This window comes from Sphingopyxis sp. (assembly GCF_016704835.1).
In the GTDB taxonomy this organism is placed as follows: Bacteria; Pseudomonadota; Alphaproteobacteria; order Sphingomonadales; family Sphingomonadaceae; genus Sphingopyxis.
The window spans coordinates 1-24675 of the sequence record NZ_JADIZJ010000008.1 but is presented as its reverse complement, the minus strand read 5'-3'; the positions used below and the strand labels follow the sequence as shown (position 1 = coordinate 24675).

The window sequence follows — 24675 nt, the reverse complement described above, 5'->3', positions numbered from 1 at the left end:
TGCTCGCTGCGGCAAGCGTCGCAACGCTGATCGGTATCCTCCTCGTCCCCACCGGACAGCGCATGTTTACCGCCACCAATCGGCTGGTATCAGACCCATTCGTTCGACCGCCAAACTGGTGGCAAGGCGATAAGCCCGAGCGGACTGCGCGCCGATCGCTGTTGTCCCCAGCCTCGCGCACCTCAGGGCTGGAAGATGCCAAGGGATCAGCTGGGGTGTACTGATCGCCAACTGTCTCGCACAGTCGCTGCTCGCCGTGGGCGTCAAGTAACTCGCTCTACGCGCGAATTTATCTGGCGCCTGAATTCCGCGTCACCGCGTCGCAGCTGTCGGCGCTGATCAGCGGCTTTGCGACGATCCTGCTCTTCGCCTTTATAGACCACAACTGTCGGTGATGACTGACGACGCGGTCGAGGAAAGGTCGATGGGCGGAGTTCCGCCCGCGCGGTCATCTTCATCTCGCTGGGCCGCCTCGCTGGCGATCCTGGCGCAAGCGCTGCTGCTTCCCGCAGCGCTGCTAATCACCTGGGTCACCGTCTATCTGACGCACCGCAGCGGCTCACAGTCGCGCTTCCGCCGTCCGAATGCGGCTCGAGGCGTTAGCCGTCGAGCCTGGACCGCGGCTGGTTCCTCAATTTCTCGTCTTCCGGTTCAGAACAAGGTTAGGCGTGCCTGTTCCGGCGGCCTGATGCTCACCTGCTGCTATCGGCACCTGGTTCTGCTTCCGCGGCCCGCCGTTTACAACTGTTCACATCACGCGGATGCCCTGCTCCATCGCTGGCAGCGCGATCACGATCGGCGCGGTGCTGGTCAGCTCGGCATGCTCGCCTTCCGGCAAACGCCGAAGGAAGCGCTCGTCATCTGATCTTTCACACACGCTCGTCGGCGCGGTGATGGAATTGTTCAAGACCGCCGCGGGATCGTGGCAATATCAGGCGAAGCCTCCTCCACATTGGCGCGGTGCCGCTATTCTCGGGCTTCATGTATGCCGCGGCGGTTAGCGACTATATCCGCGCGTCTGGCGGATCTTCGGTTTCCGCCACACGGGTTACCCGCCGGTATGGGCCAGTGACGCTCTTGCTCGCCGCGATCTGTGTCAATTTCTTCGCGCATCATTGGCTGTTACGACATCCGCGCTGGTTGCTGTTTGCGGTGACCGCGCTGCTGTTCTAGGCGCTGTCAGGGTGTGGTTCCGCCCGCTCCATATCCATCGCCCGATGCCGTTGCTCGTCGGCTGGGGCGTCGCGCTGTTCATCTGGTTCGCCGAGTGTCAGGACGTTTGCGCGCGCGTGGACTCATCCGAGGTCAGGATCAGCTGGCACCATGGGTGGGGGTCGAGAAGCTCGGCGGCTGGTATCTGCTGATGATCATCTACGGTTCAATGCTGGTGAGACTTTGCTCAGCGGCCGCAAGCGCCGGATCATCCGATAGCCGCGGTCGCGTCCTCTCCCCTTCCAGCAACGGAGAAACTTAGACAAACGGCTGGTCGATCGACGGCGGCGGATCGGCCTGAACCATTTCGGGCGCTGTCGGTCATATCCGACAATCATCAAACTGGATCCCGAACTCGCGGAATATCAGCTGGGCCCGGGCTCGTTCGAAAAAGCACATGCCCAGCGCCAGTCTCGTCGTTTCGCCGCGCACCAGATTGGCAGGGCTCGTGCCCATCCAGGCCGACGCCGTGGCCGGTGCGGTGCGAAGGTGCCGGGGTTTACTGCCCGGACCCCCAACGAGGCCTTCCTCAATAAGCGCGCACCGCGTCATCGATCTTACCCCGCGGGGATTTAAGCCGAGCTCTGCGGCAAAGGCGACATCCTGTCCCTTGCATCTGGTCCCACACCTGCCGCTGGCGCGGACTTGAAACTGCCATATGCGAAGCTGCGCGAGATGTCGGACTGATAACCGTGAATGGTGGCGCCACCGCGATCCATCAGCACGACCTCGCCGCTCTGGGCGTTGCCTGCGGCTTGCCCGCTGCCGTGCGGATAGGCACTCCTTCGCCGAGCGGGGATCGGCTCGAATTCGCTCTTGTCGCCTGAGCGCACGCGTTGCGTCGACCATGTCGCGCCGATCTGCGCAGGAGTCATCCCCGCCTCCGTCCGCGGCGCGGTATGGCGATAGGCGGCGATGGTGACATCGTTCGCGGCCTGCATCAGCGTTTCGCAGGCCGTTTGTGCATCCAGCACCCGCGCGCACCACCGGCGCGCCGTTGACGACACGGTCGCGCCCGCTGTCGCCTGTTTCAAGCCGTCGACCGCGAAATAGCGCACCGTTTCCGCCGACGCCGATCTTGCCTTGGTCGGCCCGCGTTTTGCCGAGCCATGTCGCGACGGCAGCGAGCGGATTGTCATCCCTCGTTCCACGTCAGCACCTCCTGGCCTCGACGCCCAGGAGCTTTCCACGCACCGACGGTGCCCCTCGAAAAATGGCGTCACCACCGCAATCTGCGACATGTCGCCACCGCTGCGGTCGGTCGCTCACTGCGCCACCACTGGACACCTGTAAAATAGACCAGGCTCGAACCAGGCTCGATCAGCAGGGCGTCCATGCCCTCGGCGCGCAGCAATTGAGCCGCCCTGGCGATCCGCGCCAAGCGCTCGGCAGCGCCAATCGGAACCGCGTTGGCCGCCAGATTGGGAAGTCCGCTGGTGTCGGCGGCCCATGCCGACAAAGGCAGCGTTGCACCCAGCCCGCCGAGGGCCGCGGTGCCAAGAAATTGCCTGCGCTGCATCGTCTTCCGCCTTCCACGTTCAGTAAATCAGGACGTCCGCAATTTCATCGCGCCATGCTGCCTCACCGGGGCCTCGCCATTGCATCGAGATCACCCGCCGCCGCGGCTGCATCATCCACCCACTCGCGCAGGCCCGGACCGCCGTTGATTACGTCTATCGCCAGCACATCGTCGGTGTATTCATATTTGAAGTCCTTACCGCGCCAGATCGGGTAAGCCGGATAGAGTGACCGGATCGCCTTGAACCCCAGCGCCTGCACCCGCCACGGCTGGAACGACGCATCGTCAGCACCACGGCCCTCGGCATGGATAGCGGACGCCGTGTTGAGGTGGCCGGCGTGTTTGTGAGAGGTCGGCTGGACCCAGATAGCGCGCAGCTTGCACCCTGCCAGCCACGGCGGCGCAAGGCGGTGCAGCTCGGCGAACCCCGCCTTGGCGTCGATGTCGGGGGCGCCGAAATCGAGCGGGCGGGTCGTGCCGCGGCCTTCGCAGCCGTGGCGCCCTCGACCATCACGGTGCCGGCATAGGCGCGCGCCATGTTGACGTTCGCGGCATTGGGGCTGGGTTGATCCACGCGATCGCTGGGCCAGCCATGATCTGGGCCGACGGCGGGGCGCCACCCTTCCATTTCGATCACGCGGTAATCGACGTCGAGATCGAAGTGGCGAATGAACCAGCTCCCCATTTCGCCCATCGTCAGCCCTTGGCGCATCACCATCAGCGCCGCACCGACAAAAACTCTCCCAGCCGGGACGGGCAAGCGTCCTCGCTGACGGGTCGCCCTGCAGGGGTTTTGGGCGGTCGAGCACCCACCCGCCTTGCCGTATTCGCCGCGGCTTCAAGCATGTAAAGCAGGGTTGTGACATAAGTGTAGATGCGGCAACCGAGATCCTGGAGGTCGATCAGCACGACGTCAAAGGTGTGCATCGACTGGCCGGTAGGGCGGCGCACTTCGCCATAGAGGCTGAAACACGGAACGCCATGCACCGGGTCGGTGAAGTCGGGCGACCTCCATCATGTTGTCCTGCAGGTCGCCGCCAACCTACGCCCTGCTGCGGTCCGAACACCGCGGTGACATTTACTCCTGCCACGACGCGCGCGTCGAGGCTGGCTGGGTCAGGTCGGCGGCGACCGAGGCGGGATGCGCGAGCAGCGACGCGCTGGCCAGCCAGCGCGCGCAGCGCTGGGATCGGCGAGCAGGCGGTCGATTCCGAATGTCATCGTCATGCCGCGCCCGGTGCCGCAAGCGTGAGCGCAAAGCAATCGGGATGATGGAAAATCCGGGTTTGCCGGGCGGGTGCGCGAGCGCCCAATAGCTTTTGGTGCCATCGAGTTCTTCAATGACCGCGCAGAGCGCGAGCTTCGACCCGGTGTCGGGAAATATTCCCGGCTCGACGCGCAGCGCATATTGCGTATCGCTGCGCTCGGCGACCATCTCCCACGGCGCGAGCTCGTCGGGGCGCAGCAGCGAGCGGTAATCGTCGAACTGGTAACAGGCCCAGCGGCCGTCGGGGGCATAGCTAATTCGGTGTAGTCCGGGTGCCCTCTTCGGTCAGGAACGCCTCGAAACAGGTGCCTTGCCACAATCCGTCGGTCGCGCTGTCGGCGATGACGAGCTGGCCGTCGCCGGCAGCACGATATCGCCCACCGGGCCCTCGACGAAATAGCGCAGCGCAAAGCCGTCATCGAACGACAGCGTGACCTCAACCGCGACCGACCGGACGGTTCGGGCCGGGGTGTCGGGGTGGCAGACCAGCGCTTTGCGAATGCTATCCAAAACTCCAACCCCATGCTAAGCGCCCGCCCGCTATGACGAACCATCAATCCGACCTGCTGCGCGTCCTTGATCAACGGGGCTATATCCACCAGATGACTGACGCGGAAGGCTCGATGCACTTGCCGCCAAACAGGTCGTCCCCGGATATATCGGTTCGACGCAGCCACGCCCAGCCTGCACGTTGGCAGCCTGGTCCAGATCATGATGCTGCGGCGCCTGCAGGCCAGGGCACCAGCCGATCGTGCTGATGGGCGGCGGGGACGACGCGGATCGGCGACCCGACCGGGCGCGACGAAAGCCGCAAGATGCTGTCCGACCAGGACGATCGCCGCGAACATCGCGTCGATTTTCGGCATCTTTGAGCAATTCCTGACCTTTGGCGACCGGCCGACCGACGCGGTGATGGTCAATAATCCGGGATTGGCTGGGGGCAGCTTGGTTACATCGAATTGCTGCAGGAAGTCGGCACCCATTTCACGATCAACCGCATGATGACCTTTGATTCGGTGAAGCTGCGGCTCGAACGCCGAACAGCCGATGACCTTCCTCGAATTCAAGCTACATGATCCTGCAGGGGCTATGATTTCCGCCATCTGTCGAAAGACATGGGGGTGCGGCTCAGATGGGCGGGTCGGACCAGTGGGGCAATATCGTCAACGGCATGGAACTGGGCCGCCGCATGGACGGCGCCGACCTCTATGGCCTGACCACCCGCTGCTGACCACCGCGGCGGGCGCCAAGATGGGCAAAACCGCCGCTGGCGTGGTGGCTTAATCAAGATCAACTGTCCCATTTTGAGTACTGGCAGTTCTGGCGCAATTGCGACGACCGCGACGTCGGCCGCTTTTTGAAGTTATTCACCGATCTGCCGCTCGATGAGATCGCGCGGCTCGAGAAACTCGATGGCGCCGAGATCAACGAGGCAAAGAAGATGCTGGCGAACGAAGCCACCGCAATGTGCCGCGGCGAGGACGCCGCGCGCACCGCGTCGGACACCGCCGCGCAAACCTTTGAAAAGGGACAGATTGGTGGCGATCTGCCGCAGGCCGCCGCGCCCCCGGAAGGGATCAGCGTCGTCGACGCGCTGCGCGAACTGGGCTTTGCCGCGTCGAACAAGGAGGCGCGACGCAAGCTCGACGAGGGCGCAGTCAAGGTGAACGGCGTCGTCATTCGCGACCCGCATCATCGGATTCAGCCGGATGCCGATCCGGTGCCATTGAGCCTGGGCGCGAAAAAACATGGCCTTGTGACGCGGTAAGGCGCAGAAACGCGTTTACCCAATCTTCAGCAATCGAGCGGATCCTTATGCCCAAACCAACAAGGTCCACAAAAATGCGCAAGATCGACATCAGCAAGGCCCATTATGTCGGGCTCGACCAGCGAATTGCTCCGCGTAGCGACGTCTATGTTCGCTTGCCCTTCGTCATGCCCGACGGACGGCAGGAAATGTGCACATGCGTCAACATCAGCGCCGACGGTATGCTAATGCGCTTCGAGCGCGGGCTTGAGATCGGTGACCTCGTCGTGTTCCGCATGCCGATCATCGGTCGCACCGCGGCAAAGGTCGTGTGGTCGCTGGGCGGCAAGACCGGCGTGCAGTTCGACAAGTCGATCGCGGTCGAAGATTATCTACCGATGATCCGCGCCATGGGCGCGCGGGCGGACGTCAACTAACCACTTCTGAGCAGCGGCACCGCCGCATCGCGTTCGAACAGATACAGGCAGTGCCGCACCGCCTCGCCGCGAGCGCCGTCCATGCCCCCGTCGCGTTCGACAAACAGCCGCGCATCGTCGTGCGCGACCGGTAACAATCGCACGAGCTGTTCGGCACTCGCCAGCCCATAATCGGCGTCGCCCGACTGCTTGAGCCCGAGCAGTTCGCCACCTCCGCGCAGCTCCAGATCCTTTTCGGCGATCACGAACCCGTCGTTCGTCTCGCGCATCAGCGCCAATCGATCGCGCGCGGTTTCGGACAGGTTTTGCGAGCGCAGCAGCAAGCACACCGATTTCGCCGCGCCGCGCCCGACGCGCCCGCGCAGCTGGTGCAGCTGCGCCAGACCGAAGCGATCGGCATGTTCGACGATCATCAGGCTGGCGGCGGGGACATCGACCCCGACCTCGATCACCGTTGTCGCGACCAGCGCCCCGATTTCCCCGGCCTGAAACCGCGCCATGACGTCATCCTTGTCCGGCCCCTTCATCCGGCCATGAACCAGCCCGACGCGGTCGGCGCCCAACCGCTCGCGCAGCAGCGCCGCGCGCTCCTCGGCGGCGGCGAGCTCGCTCATCTCGCTCTCGGCGACCAAAGGGCAGACCCAGTACGCCTGCGCCCCGGTGGCCAAGTGACGCTCCAATCCGCCGACCACTTCGTCGAGCCGGTCGACCGAGACGACGCGGGTGTCGACCGGAGTGCGCCCCGGCGGCATTTCGTCGATCCGCGACACATCCATCTCGCCATGATTGGCGAGTTGCAGCGTGCGCGGGATCGGGGTCGCGGTCATCACCAGCAAATGCGGCGGGCGTGCAGCTTTCTGAGTGAGCATCAGCCGCTGCGCGACACCGAACCGATGCTGCTCGTCGACGACCACCCAGCGCCAGATCGCGATATGCCACCGCATCCTGAAAATCGCATGGGTGCCGACGAGAATGTCGATGCTGCCGTCGGCCAGCCCCATCAGCGTCGATTCGCGCACCCGGCCCTTGTCGCGTCCGGTCAGAATCGCGATGTTGACCGGCAGCCCCGCGAGCATCGCCTGCAAGGTCGCGAAATGCTGGCGCGCCAAAATCTCGGTCGGCGCGAGCAGCGCCGCTTGCGTTCCCGCCTCGACCGCCGCCAGCATCGCGCGCAGCGCGACCAATGTCTTGCCCGAGCCGACATCGCCCTGCAGCATCCGCAGCATTGGGGTTTCACGGCCCATGTCGGCAGCAATTTCGTCGCCCACCCGCTCCTGCGCGCCCGTGAGCCCGAACGGCAGCTGTAGCGCGCCGATCAGCCGCCCGTCGCCGACGACCGCGCGCCCCTTGCGCTTGCGCAGTCCCTCACGGATCAGCATCAACGCGACCTGGCTGGCGAAAATCTCGTCATAGGCGAGCCGGTCGTGCGCGGCGTTGTCATGCGGGCTGGCATGCGCGCGCGCCAACGCCTCGCGCCATTCGGGCCAGCCGCGGCTGGTGAGCAGCGGCCCGTCGATCCATTCGGCGAGTTCGGGCCGCCGTTCGAGCGCGATCTCGACCAGCTGTGACAGCCGCGCATTGGTCAGCCCTTCGGTCAAGGGATAGACCGCCTCGCTCGTCGCAATCGCCTCGGCGCTCCCCGGTTCGCTGACATGGTCGGGATGGACGATCTGCCGCATCTCGCCATAGCTGTCGAGGCGGCCCGACACCTGCCGCGCTTCGCCGAGCGGGAACAGCTTTTTCGCCAGCCCCGACGTTCGCCCGAAATAGACGAGCCGGACATGATCGCCCGCGCCATCGAACGCATCGACCCCGAACGGCGCGCGCGGGCTGCGGCCCGAGCGGTAGTCCTGCGCGGTGAGCGTGATGATGATTTGCTGCCCCGGCTGCGCATCGTCGAGGCGATCGACCGGATGGCGCTGGACGAGCCCGGTCGGCAGGTGGAACAGCACATCGACGACGCGCTCCAGCCCGAGCCGCGCCAGCGGCTTGGCAAGCTGCGGCCCGACACCTTTGAGGTCGGTGAGTGCGGCAAAGAGCGGATTGAGGATTTCGGGTCGCATGGTTCATCGTGTCTAACGCTGACCGCGCAAAGTTACACCCCCTCTCCCCTTGCGCGAGAGGGGAGCGAGACTTACCAGCTTGCTCGTTAGTCGCAGCGGGTGAGGGGTATGCGCTTGCAAAGCAAGCGCGCGCTCGCCATGCGAGCGCACACCCTCATCCAACTTCGCCTAGCCGCAAAGCGGCAAGGCTCCGTATCCTTCTCCCGTCGAGCGAGAAGGGAAAAGAGAAACAGATGACCGACCGCCTCAAACGCCTGAAATTCCGGGCCTGGCATCGCGGCACGCGCGAGGCTGACTATATGATCGGCGGCTTTTTCGACCGCTATGCCACGACGTGGGGCGAGGACGAGATCGCCTGGTATGAAATCGTCGTCGAGGAAGACGACGTCGATATCATGGCGTGGGCGCTCGGCACCGGTGAGCCGCCCGCGCATCTGAACCGGCCCGAGATGATCGCCGCGATGCGCCGCCTGGACTATATCCCGCTGCCATGACGATCCCTGCCGCCGACATTTTCGCCGCGATTGGGTCGGCAACGACCCCGCTGACACTGGCGCGCGGCCTGACGGGTTCCTGCCGCTGCTCCTCGCCGATCTGGCGCGCGCCAGCGACGCGGCGCCTCGTTTATATCGCGACCGACGACACCGCGATGCAGGCAATTGCCGACGCCGCACCCTTCTTTGCGCCCGATCTCACCGTCCACCGCTTTCCCGCGTGGGATTGCCTGCCCTACGACCGCGCCGGGCCGTCGATGCGTGTCAGCGCCGACCGGCTGGCGACTTTGTCGGCGCTGCAAGCCGCGCCCAAGCGCGGCGAGCTGATCCTCACCACCGTTGCCGCGATCACCCAGCGCACGCTGACCCCGTTCCGCATCCGTCAGCTCGCGACGACGCTCGCCGCCGGGCAAAGGATCGACCGCGATTCGCTTGCGGAACTGCTCGTCGCGAACGGTTTCAGCCGCGTCGACACCGTCGCTGACCAAGGCGAGTTTGCGGTGCGCGGCGGCATCGTCGACCTGTTTCCCGCCGGTGAAGAGAACGGCCTGCGCATCGATTTTTTCGGTGACGAGATCGAAAGCCTCCGCCGCTTCGACCCCGCCGATCAGCGCAGCCTTGGCCCCGCCAAGGCGCTGCAACTTCTCCCCGCCGCCGAAACTTTGCTCGATCAGGACACGATCAAGCGCTTCCGGTCGAGCTACCGCGAAATCTTTGGCGCGCAGGCGACCGGCGATCCGCTGTATCAGGCGGTCAGCGAGGGGCGGCGACAGGCGGGGATGGACCATTGGTTGCCGCTGTTCGAGGAGCGGCTGGCGAACCTGTTCGACCATATCGACCCCGCGACCCCGGTGCTGCGCGGCCACCGCAGCGAGGCGACCGCCGAGACGCGCTTTGCCGCGATCGCGGATTATCATGCGAACCGCGTCGCGGCTGAGCGGGATTCGACCGGCAGCTATCGCCCGCTGGCCCCCGAAACGCTGTATCTGACCGAAACCGAATGGGCGGGCGCGGCAACACGCCGCCCGATCCACATCATCACCCCGTTCGACGTCGCACCGTCGCCGCAAGTCATCGATCTCGAGACGTTCGCCGCGCGCGATTTCACCCCCGAACGCGCCGCCGACCTCAATATTTACGACAAGGTCGCCGATCATCTGTCCGATGAACGTCGCAAGGGACGCCGCACGATCATCGCCAGCTATTCGGGCGGCGCACGCGATCGCCTGTCGGGGTTACTGCGCGAGCATGGCGTCACGTCGCTCGCCGCGGCCGACGGCTGGCAGGATGCGCTCGGGACTGCCTCGGCCGAAAGCGGCGGCGCGACCGCAATGGTTGTCCTGCCCCTCGACCACGGCTTTGCGTCGGACGCGATCAGCCTCCTCACCGAACAGGACATCCTCGGCGAACGCCTCGTCCGCCGCCAGAAGCGCCGCAAGAGCGCCGACGCTTTCCTCGCCGAACTCGCGACGCTCAGCGTCGGCGACATGGTCGTTCACCTTGACCATGGCATCGGGCGTTACGAGGGGCTGACCTCGATCCCGGTGGGCAACAGCCCGCATGATTGCGTCGCGCTGACCTACGCGAGCGGCGACAAGCTTTACGTGCCGGTCGAGAACCTTGACGTGCTGTCGCGCTACGGCGGCGAAAGCGACGGCGTCGCGCTCGACCGGCTCGGGGGCGAAGCGTGGCAGCGGCGCAAGGCGCGGATGAAGGAGCGGATCCGCGAGATCGCGGGCGAACTGCTGGCGACCGCGGCGCAGCGCGCGCTGCGCTCGGGCGAATTGCTTGTGCAGGACGCCGCCTACCCCGCTTTTGCCGACCGCTTTCCCTATCAGGAAACCGACGATCAGGACCGCGCGATCGGCGATGTGCTCGCCGACATGGCGTCGGGCAAGCCGATGGACCGGCTGGTGTGCGGCGACGTCGGATTCGGCAAGACCGAGGTCGCACTGCGCGCCGCCTTCGTCGCAGCAATGGCGGGGACACAGGTTGCGCTCGTCTGTCCGACCACGCTCTTGGCACGCCAGCATTTCACCAATTTCGTCGAGCGATTCAAAGGTTTCCCGGTGAACATCGGCCGCCTGTCGCGCCTCGTCCCGGCCGGCGAAGCGCAAAAGACCCGCGACGGGCTGGCGAGTGGTCACATCGACATCGTGATCGGCACCCATGCGGTGATCGCCAAATCGGTCGAGTTCAAACAGCTCGGCCTAGTCATCGTCGACGAAGAACAGCGCTTTGGCGTCGTCCACAAGGAACGGCTGAAGCAGCTCAAGGCCGATGTCCATGTCCTGACGCTGACCGCGACGCCGATCCCGCGCACGCTACAAATGGCGATGTCGGGCCTCCGCGAACTCAGCGTGATCCAGACTCCGCCGGTCGACCGCCTGGCGGTGCGCACCTATGTGGCGCCGTGGGATGCAGTTGTCCTCCGCGAAGCCCTGTTGCGCGAGCATGACCGCGGCGGGCAGAGTTTCTTCGTCGTGCCACGGATCAAGGATTTGCCCGACATCGAGGAATTCCTGCGCAACCGCGTCCCCGAGATCAAATATGTCGTCGCACACGGTCAGATGACCCCGACCGAGGTCGAGGACCGGATGAGCGCTTTCTACGACCGCAAATATGATGTGCTGCTGTCAACCACGATCGTGGAATCCGGGCTCGACATCCCGAGCGCCAATACACTGATCATTCATCGCGCCGACCGCTTCGGCCTGGCTCAGCTGTACCAGTTGCGCGGTCGGGTCGGGCGCGCCAAGACGCGTGCATACGCCTATCTGACGACGCCCGAACATGGCGCGATCACCGACACCGCGGAAAAGCGCCTCAAACTGCTCGGCGATCTCGACACCCTGGGCGCAGGATTCCAGCTGGCGAGCCACGATCTCGACATTCGCGGCGCGGGCAACCTCGTTGGCGACGAGCAGTCGGGTCATATCCGCGAGGTCGGATTCGAGCTGTATCAGTCAATGCTCGAGGAGGCGATTTTGGTCGCCAAAGCCGAGGGCGCCGGCACCCTGCCGCCGCGCGAGGCACTGTCCCCGACGATCACCGTCGATGCGCCGATCCTGATCCCCGAGGATTATGTTCCCGACCTGCCGCTGCGCATGGCGCTCTATCGCCGCCTCAACGATGCCGAGGATCGCGCGGCGCTCGATGCTTTCGCGGCCGAGATGATCGACCGCTTCGGTCCACTCCCGCCCGAAACAGCAAACCTCGTCCTCCTGATGGAGATCAAGGCAAACGCCCGGATCGCCGGGATTGCCAAGCTCGATGTCGGCACCAAGGGCGCGCTGGTGTCGTTCCACAGCGACCAGTTCGCAAACGTTCCCGGGCTGATCGCCTATGTCGAACGGTTGAAAGGCCGCGCGCGGCTGCGCCCCGACAACAAGCTGTCGGTGAGCGGCGATTGGGTGAGTACGGGCGCCCGTCTGAACGGCGCGCTGCAGTTGTCGAAGGGATTGGGCAAGCTGGCGCGGCAGGTGGCCTGACCAATCCCGCGCCTGAAGGGAGGGGTTTTACGCCATCAACCCCAGCAACTGATCGCCCGGCACTGGTCCCGACTTCAAAAACCCCTGCCACGACGCGACGCCGAGCTCGGACAATCGCGCCAACTGGCGCTCATTCTCGATCCCCCGGCCACCACCAGCAATCCCAGCGCGCGCCAGATCGGCGATCGCGCGAACCACGATGCGGTCGCGGTCGCTGCCATCGATGGTGCGGGTAAAACCGCTGTCGATCTTGAGATAATCGATTGGCAGCCGCGCAAGCAGCGACAGGCTGGAATAGCCGGTCCCGAAATCGTCGATCGCGATCGCGCAGCCGAGCGCGCGGATCTGTGCCAACTGCTCCGCGGCGCTCGCCGGATCACTCAGCATCGCCTGTTCGGTAAGTTCGAGGGTCAGCCGGTCGGGATCGATCTTCGCCGCTTTCGCCATCGCGGCGAACCGTCCCGCAAATTCGGGGTCGCCCAGATCGGCTGCGGTGATGTTGAGCGACACGCGCAGCTTGGCCAGCGCTTTGGGCCATTGCGCCATTTCGGCCAGCGCGACGCGGTGCGCATGTTCAGTCAGCTCGCACTCGAGCCGCGCCGCGCGCGCCGCCGTCACCAGCGGCCCGGCGCCGAGCAGGCCTAATTCGGGATGCTGCCAGCGCAGCAGCGCCTCGACCCCGATCATTTCGCCGGTACCGACGTCATATTGCGGCTGATAATGGATCAGCACCTCATTGCCCGACAGCGCGGCATGAACCATCACGCCATCGCGCGCCGATGCGGGGCGCGCGAGCTGGTCACCCGCGGTGCGCAGTTGCTCGGCCACCGACTCGTCGCGGACAATCAGCGCCGCGGCGATGCGGATCGACAGCCGCCCATTCGGATCACCGACGATCGGTTCGGCCAGCGCTACGTGCAACGCGCGCTCCTGCGCGCGTAATGCCCCAGCGACATCGGGCTCGACGGCACGATCAGGAACCGCGGCCCGTCGAGCCGGTCGACGCACGACCCCTGCCCGAATTCGTCGCTGGCGAAATTTTCCAGCCGCCGCCCGATCTCGTCAAGCACCGCGTCGCCCGTCGCGGTCCCGGCACTACTATTGATCCGCGCCATCTGATCGATCTGCACCAGGATGACGCCGGCGTCGGCGTCGTGACGCAGGTGCAGGGCTTCAAGTTTTCGGACACACGCAGACAGGGTTTCGGATAAGCGATTCATTGCGTCCCCCTAGCAGGCTTTGCTTGCCAAGTTCCTGCCTTTTGCATCACAAGAGCAGCGTGGCTGCCACATTTTCCCAACCTGCCGCATCGACGGCGCCATTGATCGACGGTCATGGTCGTCGAATCAGTTACTTGCGCTTGTCGGTCACCGACCGCTGCGATCTGCGCTGTCGCTATTGCATGGCAGAGGATATGATTTTTCTGCCCAAATCGGCGGTGCTCAGCATCGAAGAAATGGGCGAACTGGCCGAGCGATTCGTCGCGCGGGGGATTCGCCGCATCCGCCTGACCGGCGGCGAGCCCCTGGTGCGGCGCGGCATCGATACGCTGGCGATGCGATTGGGGGCGATGGTCGGTCGCGGCCTCGATGAGCTGACGCTGACCACCAACGGCATGCGGCTGGCCGAACATGCCCCGATGCTGGCGGCGGCTGGCGTTCGACGCATCAACGTCAGTCTCGACACTCTCGACCCCGCCGCTTTCCGGCATATTACGCGCGTCGGCGACGTCGATGTCGCGTTGCGCGGCATCGCCGCGGCGCGCGCCGCAGGGCTGGCGGTCAAGATCAACATGGTCGCGCTCGCGGGGCTCAATGACGATCAGCTCCTGCCGATGTTCGATTATTGCGCCGCGACCGGCTGCGATCTCACGCTCATCGAAACAATGCCGCTCGGCGAGGTCGAAGACGACCGGAGTGATCATTATATTCCGCTCCACCATTTCATCGCTCCACTGCGCGAAACGCACGCGCTGTACCCTGTCGACCAGCGCACCGGCGGTCCGGCGCGCTATTTCTCGGTCGAGGGCAGCCCGGTCACGCTGGGCCTGATCACGCCTTTGTCGGACAATTTCTGCGCGACTTGCAATCGCATCCGCCTGACCGTCGAGGGGCGCGTCTATATGTGCCTGGGGCAGGACGACCATGTCGATCTGCGCGCGGCGCTGCGTGAAGCTGGCGACGTCGATGGGTTGATTGATCTGGCATTGGCTGGCAAACCCCGCGCGCATGACTTTCACATCGAACGAAAGTCCACACCGGCGGTCGCGCGTCATATGAGTGCAACGGGCGGCTGAAAGCCTGTCCGCTAGGGGAACCGGACCAATATGCATCGCAAGATCGCGCTTGTCGCATCGAACGCGCCCGCCGCCATGGAAGCCGAGGCCGAGCTGCGCCCACTCTATGACTTCGTCGACCTGAACGAGGCCGATTTGCTGATCGCGCTCGGCGGCGACGGTTTCCTGCTCCACATGCTGCACCAACTGCTCGACCAGCGGCGCAGCATGCCGGTGTTCGGGATGAACCGCGGCACCATCGGCTTTTTGATGAACGAGTTTCGCGTCGAAGGCCTGGTCGACCGGCTCGCGGCGGCGCGTCCCTTTTTGATCCATCCCTTGAGCGGCGACATCACGACGATCAGCGGCGAGCGCCATATCCTGCCCGCAATCAACGAGATTTCACTGCTCCGCGAAACGCGCCAGGCGGCGAAGCTCGAAGTGCTGATCAACGAAAAGACGATGCTCGAGGAACTGGCGTGCGACGGGGTGCTGGTGTCGACCCCCGCGGGATCGACCGCCTATAACCTCAGCGCCAACGGACCGATCTTGCCGCTCGAATCCGAAATGCTGGCGCTGACCCCGATCAGCCCGTTCCGCCCGCGCCGCTGGCGCGGTGCGCTCGTCCCCGAATCGACGAGTATCCGCTTCAACGTCCGCGAGGCAGCGAAGCGCCCGGTCAGCGCCGTTGCCGACCAGCGCGAGATCCGCGATGTGAAGACCGTTCTGGTCACCACCGACCGCAGTCGGCCGCTGACTTTGCTGTTCGATCCTGATCAAGGGCTCGACGAACGCATCGCGATGGAACAATTTATCGTCTGAGCAGAGCCTATCCCGCCAAAACCCTCTTGATAAAGTTGACGGCTCGCGGCAAAGGGCCGCCTTGCCCGCATCGGCGGGATGTTCCTCGGTAGCTCAGCGGTAGAGCAATCGACTGTTAATCGATCGGTCGTAGGTTCAGATCCTACCCGGGGAGCCATTTCCTTTTCGCTGCTGTTCGCAAGCGACCGCGCGACACCCCCAAAACCATAGGAAATCTGCGCAGATCCGTTCACTTGCGTTCGTTGCCATTCGCCCTCTTTCGCGCTAATGGTGGGGGATAAAAGGAGGAGGAACAGTTCAAAATCGAACTTTGAGGATGTCATGGGCAGTCTGACGCAAGCACATATTCGCGCCGCGCTGGCAAAGCCGGGAAAGCACCACGACGGCGACGGGCTGCTTCTTGCCGTTCGCGAATCGGGGCAGGCAAGCTGGGTAGCCGGGTTCAGCAAGACGGCAAACGGCGCGAGTTCGGGCTTGGAAGCCTACGCGCAGTGACGCTCGGCCTAGCGCGCGAAAAGGCGGCGCTGGTGAAAGCCGCACTCGTCGCCGGTCGCGACCCGCATCTGGCCTTGCAACCGCCCAAGGAATTGACGCGCACCTTTCGCGAGGCAGCGCTTGGCTTTCTGGAGGCCAAAGCGGCCGACGCGAAAATATCAGACGCCAAGCGGCGGCAGCAACTATCGCAGCTCAAAACCTATGCCTTCCCTTCCCTTGGCAAATTGCAGGTGCAAAGCATCGATGCCGACGCCATCGCCGCCTGCCTTCGCCCGATCTGGACACGCAAGCCCGAAACTGGCCGGAAGGTTCGCAGCCTGATTATCCGCACCTTGCGCTTTGCCCGGCCGGATGGGGCACTGTTCATCGGAACGCTTGGCCCGGCCATCGCCGACCGCCTGCCTGCCCAGCCAAAGCGCGGAAATTACGAGGCGATGCCCTATAGCGACCTTCCCGCCTTCATGGCGCGGCTGGCCGACAAGGGCGGCATTGGCGCGCTGGCGTTGCGGGCCTTGATTCTGACCGCCGCGCGAAGCGGCGAGGTGCGAGGCGCGACGTGGAGCGAGATTGATCTGGATGCCGCCGTCTGGACCGTTCCGGCCGAGCGCATGAAAGCACGGCGCGTGCATCGCGTCCCTCTCTCACCCCCTGCCGTGGTGCTGTTCCGCAACGCCGCTTCGATCCGGCGCGCCGGGACCGACCTGATTTTTCCAGCCACGAGCGGCAAGACGCTTAGCGACATGACGCTGACCAAGGCGCTACGCGATATGCAAGCCCCCTGCACCGTGCATGGCTTTCGCTCGACCTTTCGCGATTGGGCAGCCGAACAGACCAGCCTGCCGGGCGAAATTGCCGAAGCTGCGTTGGCACATACCGTGCCCAATGCCGTCGAGGCCGCTTATCGCCGCACCGACTTTTTCGATAAGCGCCGCGAACTGATGGACGCTTGGGCCGGGTTTGCAGTTGGTGCCGGTAATGGGAACGTGGTGCCGATCGCTGCAGGGCAGCGAAAATAGGCGAGCCACCGATGGCCGCTTTCGGTCGATGCCGCGTTTCGCACCCCGTTAGAACCCCGACGGGTAAGCCGGGTCTTGCGCGATTATTCCGCGGACGCCATGTTCCGCTAATGTTCACTCCCATCCGCACAGATACGGGCAATTTCTGATAGGGCGACAAACATGGACGTTCACGGCGATGACAAGGCGCTGGCAATTATCCAGTCTTGGGGATGGGACCGCTTCGATCCGCGATTTGAGATTCAGGTTCCTGTGATGATGCCTCTTAATGAGGCGATCAACCGGCTCGCTATGGAAGGGCACGTCGATCCTCCTTCGGACTGAATGAAGTCACCCTGCCCTCATGTATGACGAGATGGGCCGAGTATAAGGAACCGCGCGCCGATTGGACATGGAGCGGATTGTTCGCCCAACCGCCGAGACATCGGGCGGCGATTTCGAACCAGGATATTTTGAGGAAACGTATGTTGGTTGCGATATCGAGGTGCGCCCGGCTGAAGTGGGCCGCCGACGCTCCAGCGCCGGCACGCGGCCGACCGCAACAAGGGCGGCGCGCCATCAAAATATGATTGGGAGCGCGCAGTCGCAGCAATTGTGTTTCAATGGGCCGACGACGGAACCTGGCACCCCCGCCTCGCAAGCCGAGGTAAAAAACAAGCTGGCGGATTGGTTCGCGGGACGGGATGAACAGCCGTCCGAAAGCCTGTTAAAGAACGCGCCCGCTGGCTTTCGAAGTTTCGGCGGCGCGGCGACGAGGCCAATAACCTCGCCGCCTAGAGTTTCTGGCCAGTTCTCGACCTTGCTGGCCGACGGCCGGGACTGCCCGCCGCTATTCTTTCCTTATCGCCCGCAACCATTGCCGTGCGGGGATGAACGGAAAGGAAATGGCGCTATGGAACCCGTGCTTTGCAGTATCGCTGACGCCGCCCGTATGCTGGGCATCGGCCGCACTAAAGCGTATGAATTGATCGACGATGGCTCTCTGGCGACGATCACCATCGGCACCCGCCGTCTTGTGAAGTTGGACAGCATCAAGCGTCTGGCCGAAGGCCCGGCGACCCGCGACGCCGCGTGAGATAGATAGTGTCCGACAAATTGCGCCGGGCGACAACGTCGCGCCATATCCGCATCTATCACCGACAAATGCAATCGGAAGCATGGCGGCATCTTTCGGGCAGCGGGGTGAAGGTGCTGCTGGCGATGGCCGCGCTCGAAAAGGGCGACAACAACGGCGAGTTTTTCCTTTCGGTCCGCACAGGGGCCGAAAAGACGGGGTTGGGCAAAGATGCAGTCAACCGCGCGCTTCGCGAGTTGCAAGACAAGGGCTTTATCTATTGCGCCACACCCGGCGGCTTTTCGCGCAAAACGCCCCATGCCGCGTGCTGGGGCCTGACATGGGTGGCCGGACCGAAAGGCAGCGAGCATCGTGCGCCCTCTCATGCCTATGAACAATGGCGGCCGACAAAAACGCGCGGTCCTCGAAAGCCGGACAGTACGGTCCCCGAAATCGGGACAGTAGCGCAAAATTCGACCCCGGACTGTCCCGATAATGCGGACAGCGAGACAGCGGAAATGGCGCAAATCTGCCAAAGTGATACTGTCCTGAAAAGGGGGACACATACTAGTAACCAGTCCCTCGGGCATTTCGGGAACGCCGACCGACGCACGCATCGCTTCCCCGTCGGCTGGTGGCAGACCGATTATAGCCAGCCCATAGCCAACCTTGCCTACGCGACGATTCTCGCCGCCGCGCTCGAACGGGCAGCAACCGACCACAAGCACGCCGCATGACCGATGCCGATAAACGGGCGCTGTGGCGACAGTGGTGCGATGAGCGGGGGGACTTTCCACCCCAATGCAGAGATATGATCTGCGGCGCTCACACCCGCCCTGGAACGCCGTGCAAGCGCCGCGACCTGTATCGATCCGGCCGGTGCAAATTGCATGGCGGGCTTTCCACCGGACCCCAGACCGCCAAGGGCAAGCGGCGGTCGGCCCGCAACGGAAAACGCGGATCGGCGGGCAAACCCCATGAGAGGGTAAAGAAGGCTGATGATTTAGGAAAATCTGGCGGCGCATTGCAGCGCCGGGGAGGTTGAATTGGGTGGCTGGGGTTCGGGGCGATATAGCGGCAGGCCGACGGCGGACGCCTCGCTTCGCATCGATCTGGCGTGGATGCTGCGGACTGGGCGGGTCAAGGAGGGCGCGCACCTGCGCGGCACGCTAAACTGGACCTGCGGCGGCGAACCGTCCGGCTCGATCAGCTATGATGCCATCATGCACGAACCGGGCGAGGAACGGCTGGAACTATCCTATACGCGCGGCAGCGGCGACGACCGCGAGCAGGTGCGGCAGACCGTGCGCCTCTGTTTCACCCGGCCGCAATATGGCGGGAAGCGGTGGTGGATGATCTGTCCCTATCGCCATATCCGCGTCGGCAAACTCTATCTGCCACCGGGCGGCGACCGCTTCGCATCGCGGCAGGCATGGCGGCTTGGCTATCAATGCCAGCGCGACGCCGCGCGGGACCGGCCGTTCGAGCGGCTGTTCCGATTACAAAAGAAGCTGGGGTGCTATCAGGGCTGGGAAGCCGGACTCCACCGTCCCAAAGGCATGTGGAACCGCACGTTCGAGCGGCACCTTGACCGCTATATGGACCTCGACGCCGAATGCGCGATGGAAATGATGGCGATGATGGGGAGGCTTGGCGGCCGGTCATCTCGCGTCTAGCGTGCGCCCGACGAATTGTTCGGGGGGATTATGACGACACCGCTTCGCCAGCTTTTGGCCCAATATCGCGCGGCGGCAAAGACCGAACGGGAAAAGGGCACCTATTTCGAGCGGCTCGCGCTGGCGTTTATAAAACATGATCCGGGCATGGCCCAGGAATATGAGGATGTGTTGCCCTTCACCGACTGGGCGAAAGCGCAGCGGCTCGACGGCAAGGATATCGGCATCGATCTGGTCGCCAAGATTCGGGGCGAGGACAGCTTCTGCGCGATCCAGTGCAAATTCTATGCGGAAGGCTACCGCATCCAGAAGGGCGATATCGACAGCTTCCTGCCAGTGGCGCGACGCGCCATTTTTCGCGCGGTCTGGTGCTCGACACGACCGGCGCGCCGTGGAGCGGCAATGCCGAGGCCTTGCTGGATGACCTGAACGTCACCCGCATCGGGCTGGACCGTTTGGAAGAAAGCCCGATTGATTGGACGGCATGGTTCCAGCGCGAGGAAATCAAGGTCGCCGCACCCAAGGCGCTCCGGCCGCATCAACAGGATGCGCTCGCGGCGGTGCAGGCCGGACTGGCCGAGTCCGACCGCGGCAAGCTGATCATGGCGTGCGGCACCGGCAAGACCTTTACCGGGCTGAAAATCGCCGAAACAATGGCGGGGCCGGGCAAGACCGTGCTGGTGCTAGTCCCGTCCCTTGCATTGATGAGCCAGACGATCCGCGAATGGACAATCGACAGCGCGATCCCGCTGCGATCCTATGCCGTCTGTTCCGACGTGCAGGTGGGCAAGCGTCGCCGCGATGCCGACGACGTGGCAGAGGTCGAACTGCACGATCTGGATTATCCCGCGACCACTAACGCAGCGAAACTGGCCAGCCGGGCGCACGCCCCTTGCCCCCGACCGGATGACGGTGGTGTTTTCCACCTATCAATCGATTCAAGTTATCAGCGACGCGCAAAAGCGGCACAGCTTCCCCGAGTTTGATTTGATCATTTGCGACGAGGCGCACCGCACCACTGGCGCGACGCTGGCAGGCGAGGACGAAAGCAATTTCGTCAAAGTCCATAATCAGGATTTCATTGGGGGCCGGAAGCGCCTCTATACGACCGCGACCCCGCGCGTGTTTGGCGAGGGTGAAGCGCCAAAGGCCAGCGAGGCATCGGCCGAGCTGGCATCAATGGACGATCCGGCGCTTTATGGCGAAACGCTGTTCACGCGCGGCTTTGGCTGGGCGGTCGAGAATGGCCTGCTGACCGATTACAAGGTGCTGGTGCTGGCCGTCGACGAAGCGATGGTGTCGAGCGGTGTGCAGCACCGGCTGGCCGATGGCGGCACTGAATTGAAGCTGGACGACGCGACCAAGATCATCGGCTGTTACAAGGCGCTGACCAAGAATGGGTTGAAAGACGAACTGTTGACCGATGCCCAGCCGATGCGCCGCGCGCTGGCCTTTTGCAAGGATATCGCCGCATCCAAACTGGTCCGCACCGAATTTGCCAATGTCGTGAGCGAATATCTGGCGTCCGACGAGGGTCAGGACGCCATGGGCGATGCCGCCGTGCTCGAATGCCAGTTGCACCATGTGGATGGCACCATGGGCGCGAAAGAACGCAACGTGCATCTGGACTGGCTGAAAGAGGATGCGGGCGAAGGCGTCGCGCGCATCCTGTCCAATGCCCGCTGCCTGTCTGAAGGCGTGGACGTGCCCGCGCTGGACGCGATCCTGTTCATGCACCCGCGCAAGAGCCAGATTGACGTTGTGCAGTCAGTGGGCCGGGTGATGCGCCGCGCGCCGGGGCAAGCAGCTTAGGTGTCATCCTGCCCATCGGCGTTCCGGCCGGTGTCACGCCCGAACAGGCGCTCGACGATAACGAGCGGTATCGTGTGGTGTGGCAAATCCTGAACGCGCTTCGCAGCCACGACGAGCGGTTTGATGCGCGGCTCAATCAAGCGGACCTTGGCGTCGATATCAGCGACCATATCGAGGTTGTCGCAGTCAGCAACAAGCTGCCTGCCGCGAAGGCGAAGCAAGGCGGCGGTGACCATATTGGCAGCGGCGGCGCGGGCGGCCATGACGGCGAGCGCGGCGACGGCGACAGCACCCCGCGCGGCAGCGGCGAAAGCCAGACCGCATTTGTGTTTGACGAATTTTCACGCGCCATCATGGCGAAGATCGTCAAGAAATGTGGTCGCCGCGATTATTGGGAGGATTGGGCGGGCGATATTGCAAAGATCGCCCAGACGCATATCACCCGCATCACCGCGCTGGTCGAAAAACCCGATACGCCCGAACGCGCCGCGTTCGAAGGTTTCCTTGCCGAAATCCGAGACGACCTGAATGACAGCATCACCGTTGGCGAAGCTATCGAGATGCTGGCCCAGCATTTGATCACCCGGCCGGTGTTCGACGCCTGTTCGAGGGTTACAGCTTCGCGCGCAACAATCCCGTTTCCAAGCGATGGAAGGGTGCTGGAGGCGCTCGACGAGCATCGGCTGGACAAGGAGGCCGACAGTCTCCAGCGCTTCTATGACAGCGTGAAACGGCGCGCGGCGGGCATTGACGACGCCGGGGCCAAGCAGAAGATCGTTGTCGAGCTATACGACAAATTCTTTCCGCAACGCCTTCCCACGGATGACCGAGCGGCTGGGCATCGTTTACACCCCCGTCGAGGTGGTGGATTTCATCATCCATTCGGTCAACGAAGTGCTGCAATCCGAATTTCGCCAAACCCTTGGCAGCAAGGGGGTGCATATCATCGACCCCTTCACCGGGACGGGCACCTTCATCACCCGCCTATTGCAATCGGGGCTAATCCAGCCGGACGAACTGGCGCACAAATATGCCCATGAGATCCACGCCAACGAGATTGTGCTGCTGGCCTATTATATCGCGGCGATCAATATCGAGGCGGTCTATCACAGCCTTTCGGGCGGCGATTACCAGCCATTCGGCGGCATCTGTCTGACCGATACCTTCCAGCTTTACGAGCAGGAAAAGGACATGCTGGCCGAGTTGATGCCCGACAACAGCCATCGCCGGGCGCGGCAAAAGGAACTGGATATCCGCGTCATCATGGGCAACCCGCCCTATTCGGTTGGGCAAAGGAGCGAAAACGATAACGCCGATAACATTGAATACCCGAGATTAGATGGCCGCATCCGCGAAACCTACGCCGCAAACGTTCCAACGCGACCTTGGCAAAGGGCCTGTACGACAGCTATATCCGTGCGATCCGCTGGGCCAGCGACCGGATCGGCGATGCGGGGGTGGTGGCCTATGTTTCCAATGCAGGTTGGCTGGACGCCAATACAGCCGATGGCTTGCGCCAATGTCTGGCCGACGAATTTGCCAGCATCTATGTTTCATCTGCGCGGGGAACGCACGCACGTCTGGCGAGCGCGCGCGCCGCGAAGGCGGGCAAGATGTTCGGCAGGAAGCCGCACGCCGGTGGCCATCATTGCTGGTCAAGAATCCCGTGCCACCACGCATGGTCAAATCCATTTCCACGACATCGGCGATTATCGGACACGCGAGGACAAACTAGCGACCGTCGCCCGTTTCGGCAGCATAGGCGGCATTACCCGCACGAACGACTGGCAAGCGATCACGCCCGATGAGCATGGCGACTGGCTGGGCCAGCGCGACAAGGCGTTCGACGCCTATATTCCGTTAGGTGACAAGGGAGATAGCTCCGCCGTTACACTGTTTTCAGATTATTCTCGGGTGTCGTGACCGGTCGCGATAGCTGGGGCTATAATTCGCAGCCGCGATGACATCACGCGGAAATGAGCGGATTGATCGGGTTCTATAACGCCGAACTATCGCGTTTCGACGCCGCTCATACCCATCTCCGATCGCAAGGCGCGCGAAGAATTGGTGAGACGGCTTTCAATTACGACCCGACAAAGATCAGTTGGACGCGGGCATTAAAGCGATCTGGAAAGGCAAAGCTTTGGCATTCGACGCCGCTTGCCTGACGCCTAGCCTCTATCGCCCCTTTTCTCGCCAATGGCTTTATTACAACCGCACCTTCAACGAGATGGTGCTGAAAATGCCGCAGCATCTTCCCCGGAAAATGCGATTTCAGATAAAGGGTAATGCGCCGCAGGGGTCGGAGCAAAATTTTCCGTTCTTATGTGCCCGTCATCCCGAGCTTGACAATGTTGCAAAAGCCAAAATGCTTCCCCCGCTATCTATACGATGGCGGGGCAGAACCGTCCGACGATGGCACAAAGGCGGTCTGTTCGCCGCCGCACCAGCCGCGGCGGCGGCAACGCGATGCGATCACCGATGAAGGTTTGGCGCATTTTCGGGCCGCTTATCCGGGTGAGACGATCGCCATGATGATCTGTTTCATTACGTCTATGGCCTGCTGCACAAGCGAGGATTACCGCGCCCGCTTTGCCGATAATCTGTCCAAGCAGTTGCCGCGCATCCCGGCAGTAAAGAAGGCGGCTGATTTTTGGGCCTTTGTCGAAGCCGGGCGGCTACTGGGCGATCTGCATTGCGATTTTGACAGCGCTGAAGCCTTCCCCGTCACCATCGCCGAGGGCGATCTGAGGCTGGCCAATATTCCCGACCCGGAGAAATTCTATCGCGTCGAGAAAATGAAATTCGGCGGCAAGCGCCCCAATCTCGACAAGACGGTGGTGCATTACAATCCGCGCATCACCATGACCGGCATTCCGCTGGAAGCCTATGACTATGTGGTCAACGGCAAGCCCGCGCTCGAATGGGTGATGGAGCGCCAGTGCGTCAAAACCGACAAGGCCAGCGGCATCGTCAACGACGCCAACCGCTACGCCATCGAGACCGTCGGCGATCCCGCCTATCCCCTGCTGCTGTTCCAGCGCGTCATCACGGTCAGTCTGGAGACGATGAAGATCGTGCGTGGCTTGCCGAAGCTGGAGATTGATTGATGCGACCGTGGCTCGCTCTCGCTTTGCTGGCGACGATAACAGGGTGTTCGGATGCGCCGTCCGAGCGAACGCAAAGGGAACTCTGACCTGTTAGCGCAGGAGCAAGGTCACGAATCCTATGACGAGTTGTCGCAGGACATTGTGCAAAGATGTTCGAGAAGCGGCCGGGCAGGAGCGTGGCGGCG

The 24675-nt window shown here is 63.4% G+C and carries 24 protein-coding genes, 1 tRNA gene and 6 pseudogenes; 24 read left to right on the top strand and 7 right to left on the bottom strand.

The annotated features are described in order from the left end of the window. The 4 genes and pseudogenes from IPF76_RS13185 to IPF76_RS20850 form a co-directional block, all read left to right on the top strand. A pseudogene (locus IPF76_RS13185) lies at positions 1-224 on the top strand (hypothetical protein); the annotation flags it as partial. Positions 225-287: 63 nt separating this feature from the next. After that, the gene (locus IPF76_RS13180; RefSeq protein ID WP_366499665.1) at positions 288-395 is read left to right on the top strand and encodes a DUF2837 family protein; all 108 of its coding nucleotides are present in this window, start codon (positions 288-290) and stop codon (positions 393-395) included. After that, a complete protein-coding gene (locus IPF76_RS13175) occupies positions 395-865 on the top strand; it encodes a hypothetical protein (RefSeq protein WP_293844779.1) in 471 nt (156 codons plus the stop codon). Before IPF76_RS13180 ends, IPF76_RS13175 begins: the two co-directional genes overlap by 1 nt. A gap of 116 nt (positions 866-981) precedes the next feature. Beyond that, positions 982-1364: pseudogene (locus tag IPF76_RS20850) on the top strand (DUF817 family protein). Between the two features lie 420 nt (positions 1365-1784). Here the strand turns inward: IPF76_RS20850 and IPF76_RS13165 are convergent. The 3 genes and pseudogenes from IPF76_RS13165 to IPF76_RS13155 all read right to left on the bottom strand — a co-directional run bounded on the left by IPF76_RS13165 (position 1785) and on the right by IPF76_RS13155 (position 3952). Next, entirely contained in the window at positions 1785-2351 is a 567-nt protein-coding gene (locus tag IPF76_RS13165) for a M24 family metallopeptidase (protein WP_293844773.1), read from the bottom strand. 80 nt (positions 2352-2431) lie between these two features. After that, positions 2432-2731 carry an aminopeptidase P family N-terminal domain-containing protein gene (locus IPF76_RS13160; RefSeq protein WP_293844770.1) on the bottom strand — a complete coding sequence of 100 codons (300 nt, stop codon included), beginning with the start codon at positions 2729-2731 and terminating at the stop codon, positions 2432-2434. 19 nt (positions 2732-2750) lie between these two features. Next, positions 2751-3952: pseudogene (locus IPF76_RS13155) on the bottom strand (DUF1343 domain-containing protein). A gap of 119 nt (positions 3953-4071) precedes the next feature. Between IPF76_RS13155 and IPF76_RS13150 the strand changes: the two are divergent. The 3 genes and pseudogenes from IPF76_RS13150 to IPF76_RS13140 all read left to right on the top strand — a co-directional run bounded on the left by IPF76_RS13150 (position 4072) and on the right by IPF76_RS13140 (position 6182). Further along, positions 4072-4209 (top strand): hypothetical protein, encoded by a 138-nt coding sequence (locus IPF76_RS13150; RefSeq protein WP_293844768.1) that lies wholly within the window; start codon positions 4072-4074, stop codon positions 4207-4209. A gap of 331 nt (positions 4210-4540) precedes the next feature. Beyond that, positions 4541-5766: pseudogene (gene tyrS / locus IPF76_RS13145) on the top strand (tyrosine--tRNA ligase). A gap of 74 nt (positions 5767-5840) precedes the next feature. Beyond that, positions 5841-6182 carry a PilZ domain-containing protein gene (locus IPF76_RS13140; RefSeq protein ID WP_293844765.1) on the top strand — a complete coding sequence of 114 codons (342 nt, stop codon included), beginning with the start codon at positions 5841-5843 and terminating at the stop codon, positions 6180-6182. Here IPF76_RS13140 and recG read toward each other — a convergent pair. Continuing rightward, complete coding sequence (gene recG, locus IPF76_RS13135; RefSeq protein ID WP_293844763.1) at positions 6179-8245, bottom strand: ATP-dependent DNA helicase RecG; 2067 nt, start codon at positions 8243-8245, stop codon at positions 6179-6181. The two genes, IPF76_RS13140 and recG, sit on opposite strands and share 4 nt — an antisense overlap. 233 nt (positions 8246-8478) lie before the next feature. Between recG and IPF76_RS13130 the strand changes: the two genes are divergently transcribed. Next, a complete protein-coding gene (locus tag IPF76_RS13130; RefSeq protein ID WP_293844761.1) occupies positions 8479-8739 on the top strand; it encodes a succinate dehydrogenase assembly factor 2 in 261 nt (86 codons plus the stop codon). 67 nt (positions 8740-8806) lie between these two features. Next, a pseudogene (mfd, locus tag IPF76_RS13125) lies at positions 8807-12230 on the top strand (transcription-repair coupling factor); the annotation flags it as partial. Positions 12231-12257: 27 nt separating this feature from the next. Here the strand turns inward: mfd and IPF76_RS13120 are convergent. Both IPF76_RS13120 and IPF76_RS13115 read right to left on the bottom strand, forming a co-directional pair. Continuing rightward, complete coding sequence (locus tag IPF76_RS13120; protein WP_293844758.1) at positions 12258-13151, bottom strand: EAL domain-containing protein; 894 nt, start codon at positions 13149-13151, stop codon at positions 12258-12260. Continuing rightward, complete coding sequence (locus IPF76_RS13115) at positions 13142-13450, bottom strand: diguanylate cyclase (RefSeq protein ID WP_293844755.1); 309 nt, start codon at positions 13448-13450, stop codon at positions 13142-13144. The genes IPF76_RS13120 and IPF76_RS13115 overlap by 10 nt, the downstream gene beginning before the upstream one ends. 59 nt (positions 13451-13509) lie before the next feature. Here IPF76_RS13115 and moaA point away from each other — a divergent pair, with 59 nt between their 5' ends. The 13 genes from moaA (at position 13510) to IPF76_RS13055 (ending at position 21380) form a co-directional block, all read left to right on the top strand. Then, on the top strand, positions 13510-14526 hold the full coding sequence (moaA, locus tag IPF76_RS13110) for a GTP 3',8-cyclase MoaA (RefSeq protein ID WP_293844752.1): 1017 nt from the start codon (positions 13510-13512) through the stop codon (positions 14524-14526). Between the two features lie 30 nt (positions 14527-14556). Beyond that, entirely contained in the window at positions 14557-15327 is a 771-nt protein-coding gene (locus IPF76_RS13105) for an NAD kinase (RefSeq protein WP_293844749.1), read from the top strand. Positions 15328-15409: 82 nt separating this feature from the next. Then, positions 15410-15484, top strand: a tRNA-Asn gene (locus IPF76_RS13100). A 164-nt stretch (positions 15485-15648) separates the two neighbouring features. After that, on the top strand, positions 15649-15822 hold the full coding sequence (locus IPF76_RS13095; protein WP_293844747.1) for a hypothetical protein: 174 nt from the start codon (positions 15649-15651) through the stop codon (positions 15820-15822). Continuing rightward, complete coding sequence (locus tag IPF76_RS13090; RefSeq protein WP_293844744.1) at positions 15819-16838, top strand: site-specific integrase; 1020 nt, start codon at positions 15819-15821, stop codon at positions 16836-16838. Before IPF76_RS13095 ends, IPF76_RS13090 begins: the two co-directional genes overlap by 4 nt. Positions 16839-17000: 162 nt before the next feature. After that, a complete protein-coding gene (locus IPF76_RS13085; protein ID WP_293844741.1) occupies positions 17001-17162 on the top strand; it encodes a hypothetical protein in 162 nt (53 codons plus the stop codon). 67 nt (positions 17163-17229) lie between these two features. Next, positions 17230-17913 (top strand): helix-turn-helix domain-containing protein, encoded by a 684-nt coding sequence (locus IPF76_RS13080; RefSeq protein WP_293844782.1) that lies wholly within the window; start codon positions 17230-17232, stop codon positions 17911-17913. A gap of 8 nt (positions 17914-17921) precedes the next feature. Further along, entirely contained in the window at positions 17922-18629 is a 708-nt protein-coding gene (locus tag IPF76_RS13075; RefSeq protein ID WP_293844738.1) for a helix-turn-helix domain-containing protein, read from the top strand. Next, positions 18626-18937: an HGGxSTG domain-containing protein gene (locus IPF76_RS20845; protein WP_366499658.1), complete on the top strand. Its 312-nt coding sequence runs from the start codon at positions 18626-18628 to the stop codon at positions 18935-18937. The genes IPF76_RS13075 and IPF76_RS20845 overlap by 4 nt, the downstream gene beginning before the upstream one ends. A gap of 1 nt (position 18938) precedes the next feature. Further along, complete coding sequence (locus IPF76_RS13070; RefSeq protein ID WP_293844735.1) at positions 18939-19568, top strand: hypothetical protein; 630 nt, start codon at positions 18939-18941, stop codon at positions 19566-19568. A gap of 30 nt (positions 19569-19598) precedes the next feature. Continuing rightward, positions 19599-19997: a hypothetical protein gene (locus IPF76_RS13065; protein ID WP_293844733.1), complete on the top strand. Its 399-nt coding sequence runs from the start codon at positions 19599-19601 to the stop codon at positions 19995-19997. Continuing rightward, positions 19937-20554: a DEAD/DEAH box helicase family protein gene (locus tag IPF76_RS13060; protein WP_293844730.1), complete on the top strand. Its 618-nt coding sequence runs from the start codon at positions 19937-19939 to the stop codon at positions 20552-20554. Before IPF76_RS13065 ends, IPF76_RS13060 begins: the two co-directional genes overlap by 61 nt. Next, positions 20475-21380: a helicase-related protein gene (locus IPF76_RS13055; protein ID WP_293844727.1), complete on the top strand. Its 906-nt coding sequence runs from the start codon at positions 20475-20477 to the stop codon at positions 21378-21380. Before IPF76_RS13060 ends, IPF76_RS13055 begins: the two co-directional genes overlap by 80 nt. Here the strand turns inward: IPF76_RS13055 and IPF76_RS13050 are convergent. Further along, entirely contained in the window at positions 21377-21616 is a 240-nt protein-coding gene (locus tag IPF76_RS13050; RefSeq protein WP_293844724.1) for a hypothetical protein, read from the bottom strand. The two genes, IPF76_RS13055 and IPF76_RS13050, sit on opposite strands and share 4 nt — an antisense overlap. Before the next feature lie 586 nt (positions 21617-22202). On the opposite strand from IPF76_RS13050, the gene IPF76_RS13045 reads away from it, so the two are divergent. After that, positions 22203-23303 (top strand): N-6 DNA methylase, encoded by a 1101-nt coding sequence (locus tag IPF76_RS13045; protein ID WP_293844721.1) that lies wholly within the window; start codon positions 22203-22205, stop codon positions 23301-23303. 181 nt (positions 23304-23484) lie between these two features. After that, positions 23485-24490: pseudogene (locus tag IPF76_RS13035) on the top strand (type ISP restriction/modification enzyme). The last annotated feature ends 185 nt before the right edge of the window (positions 24491-24675 follow it).

Bases quoted from the DNA above. Each gene is read 5' to 3' on its own strand.
- IPF76_RS13175 (WP_293844779.1), top strand. From the start codon at position 395: ATGACTGACGACGCGGTCGAGGAAAGGTCGATGGGCGGAGTTCCGCCC.
- IPF76_RS13065 (WP_293844733.1), top strand. From the start codon at position 19,599: ATGACGACACCGCTTCGCCAGCTTTTGGCCCAATATCGCGCGGCGGCA.
- IPF76_RS20845 (WP_366499658.1), top strand. From the start codon at position 18,626: ATGACCGATGCCGATAAACGGGCGCTGTGGCGACAGTGGTGCGATGAG.
- IPF76_RS13150 (WP_293844768.1), top strand. From the start codon at position 4,072: ATGACCGCGCAGAGCGCGAGCTTCGACCCGGTGTCGGGAAATATTCCC.
- IPF76_RS13055 (WP_293844727.1), top strand. From the start codon at position 20,475: ATGACGGTGGTGTTTTCCACCTATCAATCGATTCAAGTTATCAGCGAC.
- IPF76_RS13080 (WP_293844782.1), top strand. From the start codon at position 17,230: ATGGAGCGGATTGTTCGCCCAACCGCCGAGACATCGGGCGGCGATTTC.
- IPF76_RS13085 (WP_293844741.1), top strand. From the start codon at position 17,001: ATGGACGTTCACGGCGATGACAAGGCGCTGGCAATTATCCAGTCTTGG.
- IPF76_RS13160 (WP_293844770.1), bottom strand. From the start codon at position 2,731: ATGCAGCGCAGGCAATTTCTTGGCACCGCGGCCCTCGGCGGGCTGGGT.
- IPF76_RS13050 (WP_293844724.1), bottom strand. From the start codon at position 21,616: ATGGTCACCGCCGCCTTGCTTCGCCTTCGCGGCAGGCAGCTTGTTGCT.
- IPF76_RS13105 (WP_293844749.1), top strand. From the start codon at position 14,557: ATGCATCGCAAGATCGCGCTTGTCGCATCGAACGCGCCCGCCGCCATG.
- IPF76_RS13115 (WP_293844755.1), bottom strand. From the start codon at position 13,450: ATGAATCGCTTATCCGAAACCCTGTCTGCGTGTGTCCGAAAACTTGAA.
- IPF76_RS13140 (WP_293844765.1), top strand. From the start codon at position 5,841: ATGCGCAAGATCGACATCAGCAAGGCCCATTATGTCGGGCTCGACCAG.
- IPF76_RS13130 (WP_293844761.1), top strand. From the start codon at position 8,479: ATGACCGACCGCCTCAAACGCCTGAAATTCCGGGCCTGGCATCGCGGC.
- IPF76_RS13045 (WP_293844721.1), top strand. From the start codon at position 22,203: ATGACCGAGCGGCTGGGCATCGTTTACACCCCCGTCGAGGTGGTGGAT.
- IPF76_RS13095 (WP_293844747.1), top strand. From the start codon at position 15,649: ATGGGCAGTCTGACGCAAGCACATATTCGCGCCGCGCTGGCAAAGCCG.
- IPF76_RS13165 (WP_293844773.1), bottom strand. From the start codon at position 2,351: ATGACAATCCGCTCGCTGCCGTCGCGACATGGCTCGGCAAAACGCGGG.
- recG (WP_293844763.1), bottom strand. From the start codon at position 8,245: ATGCGACCCGAAATCCTCAATCCGCTCTTTGCCGCACTCACCGACCTC.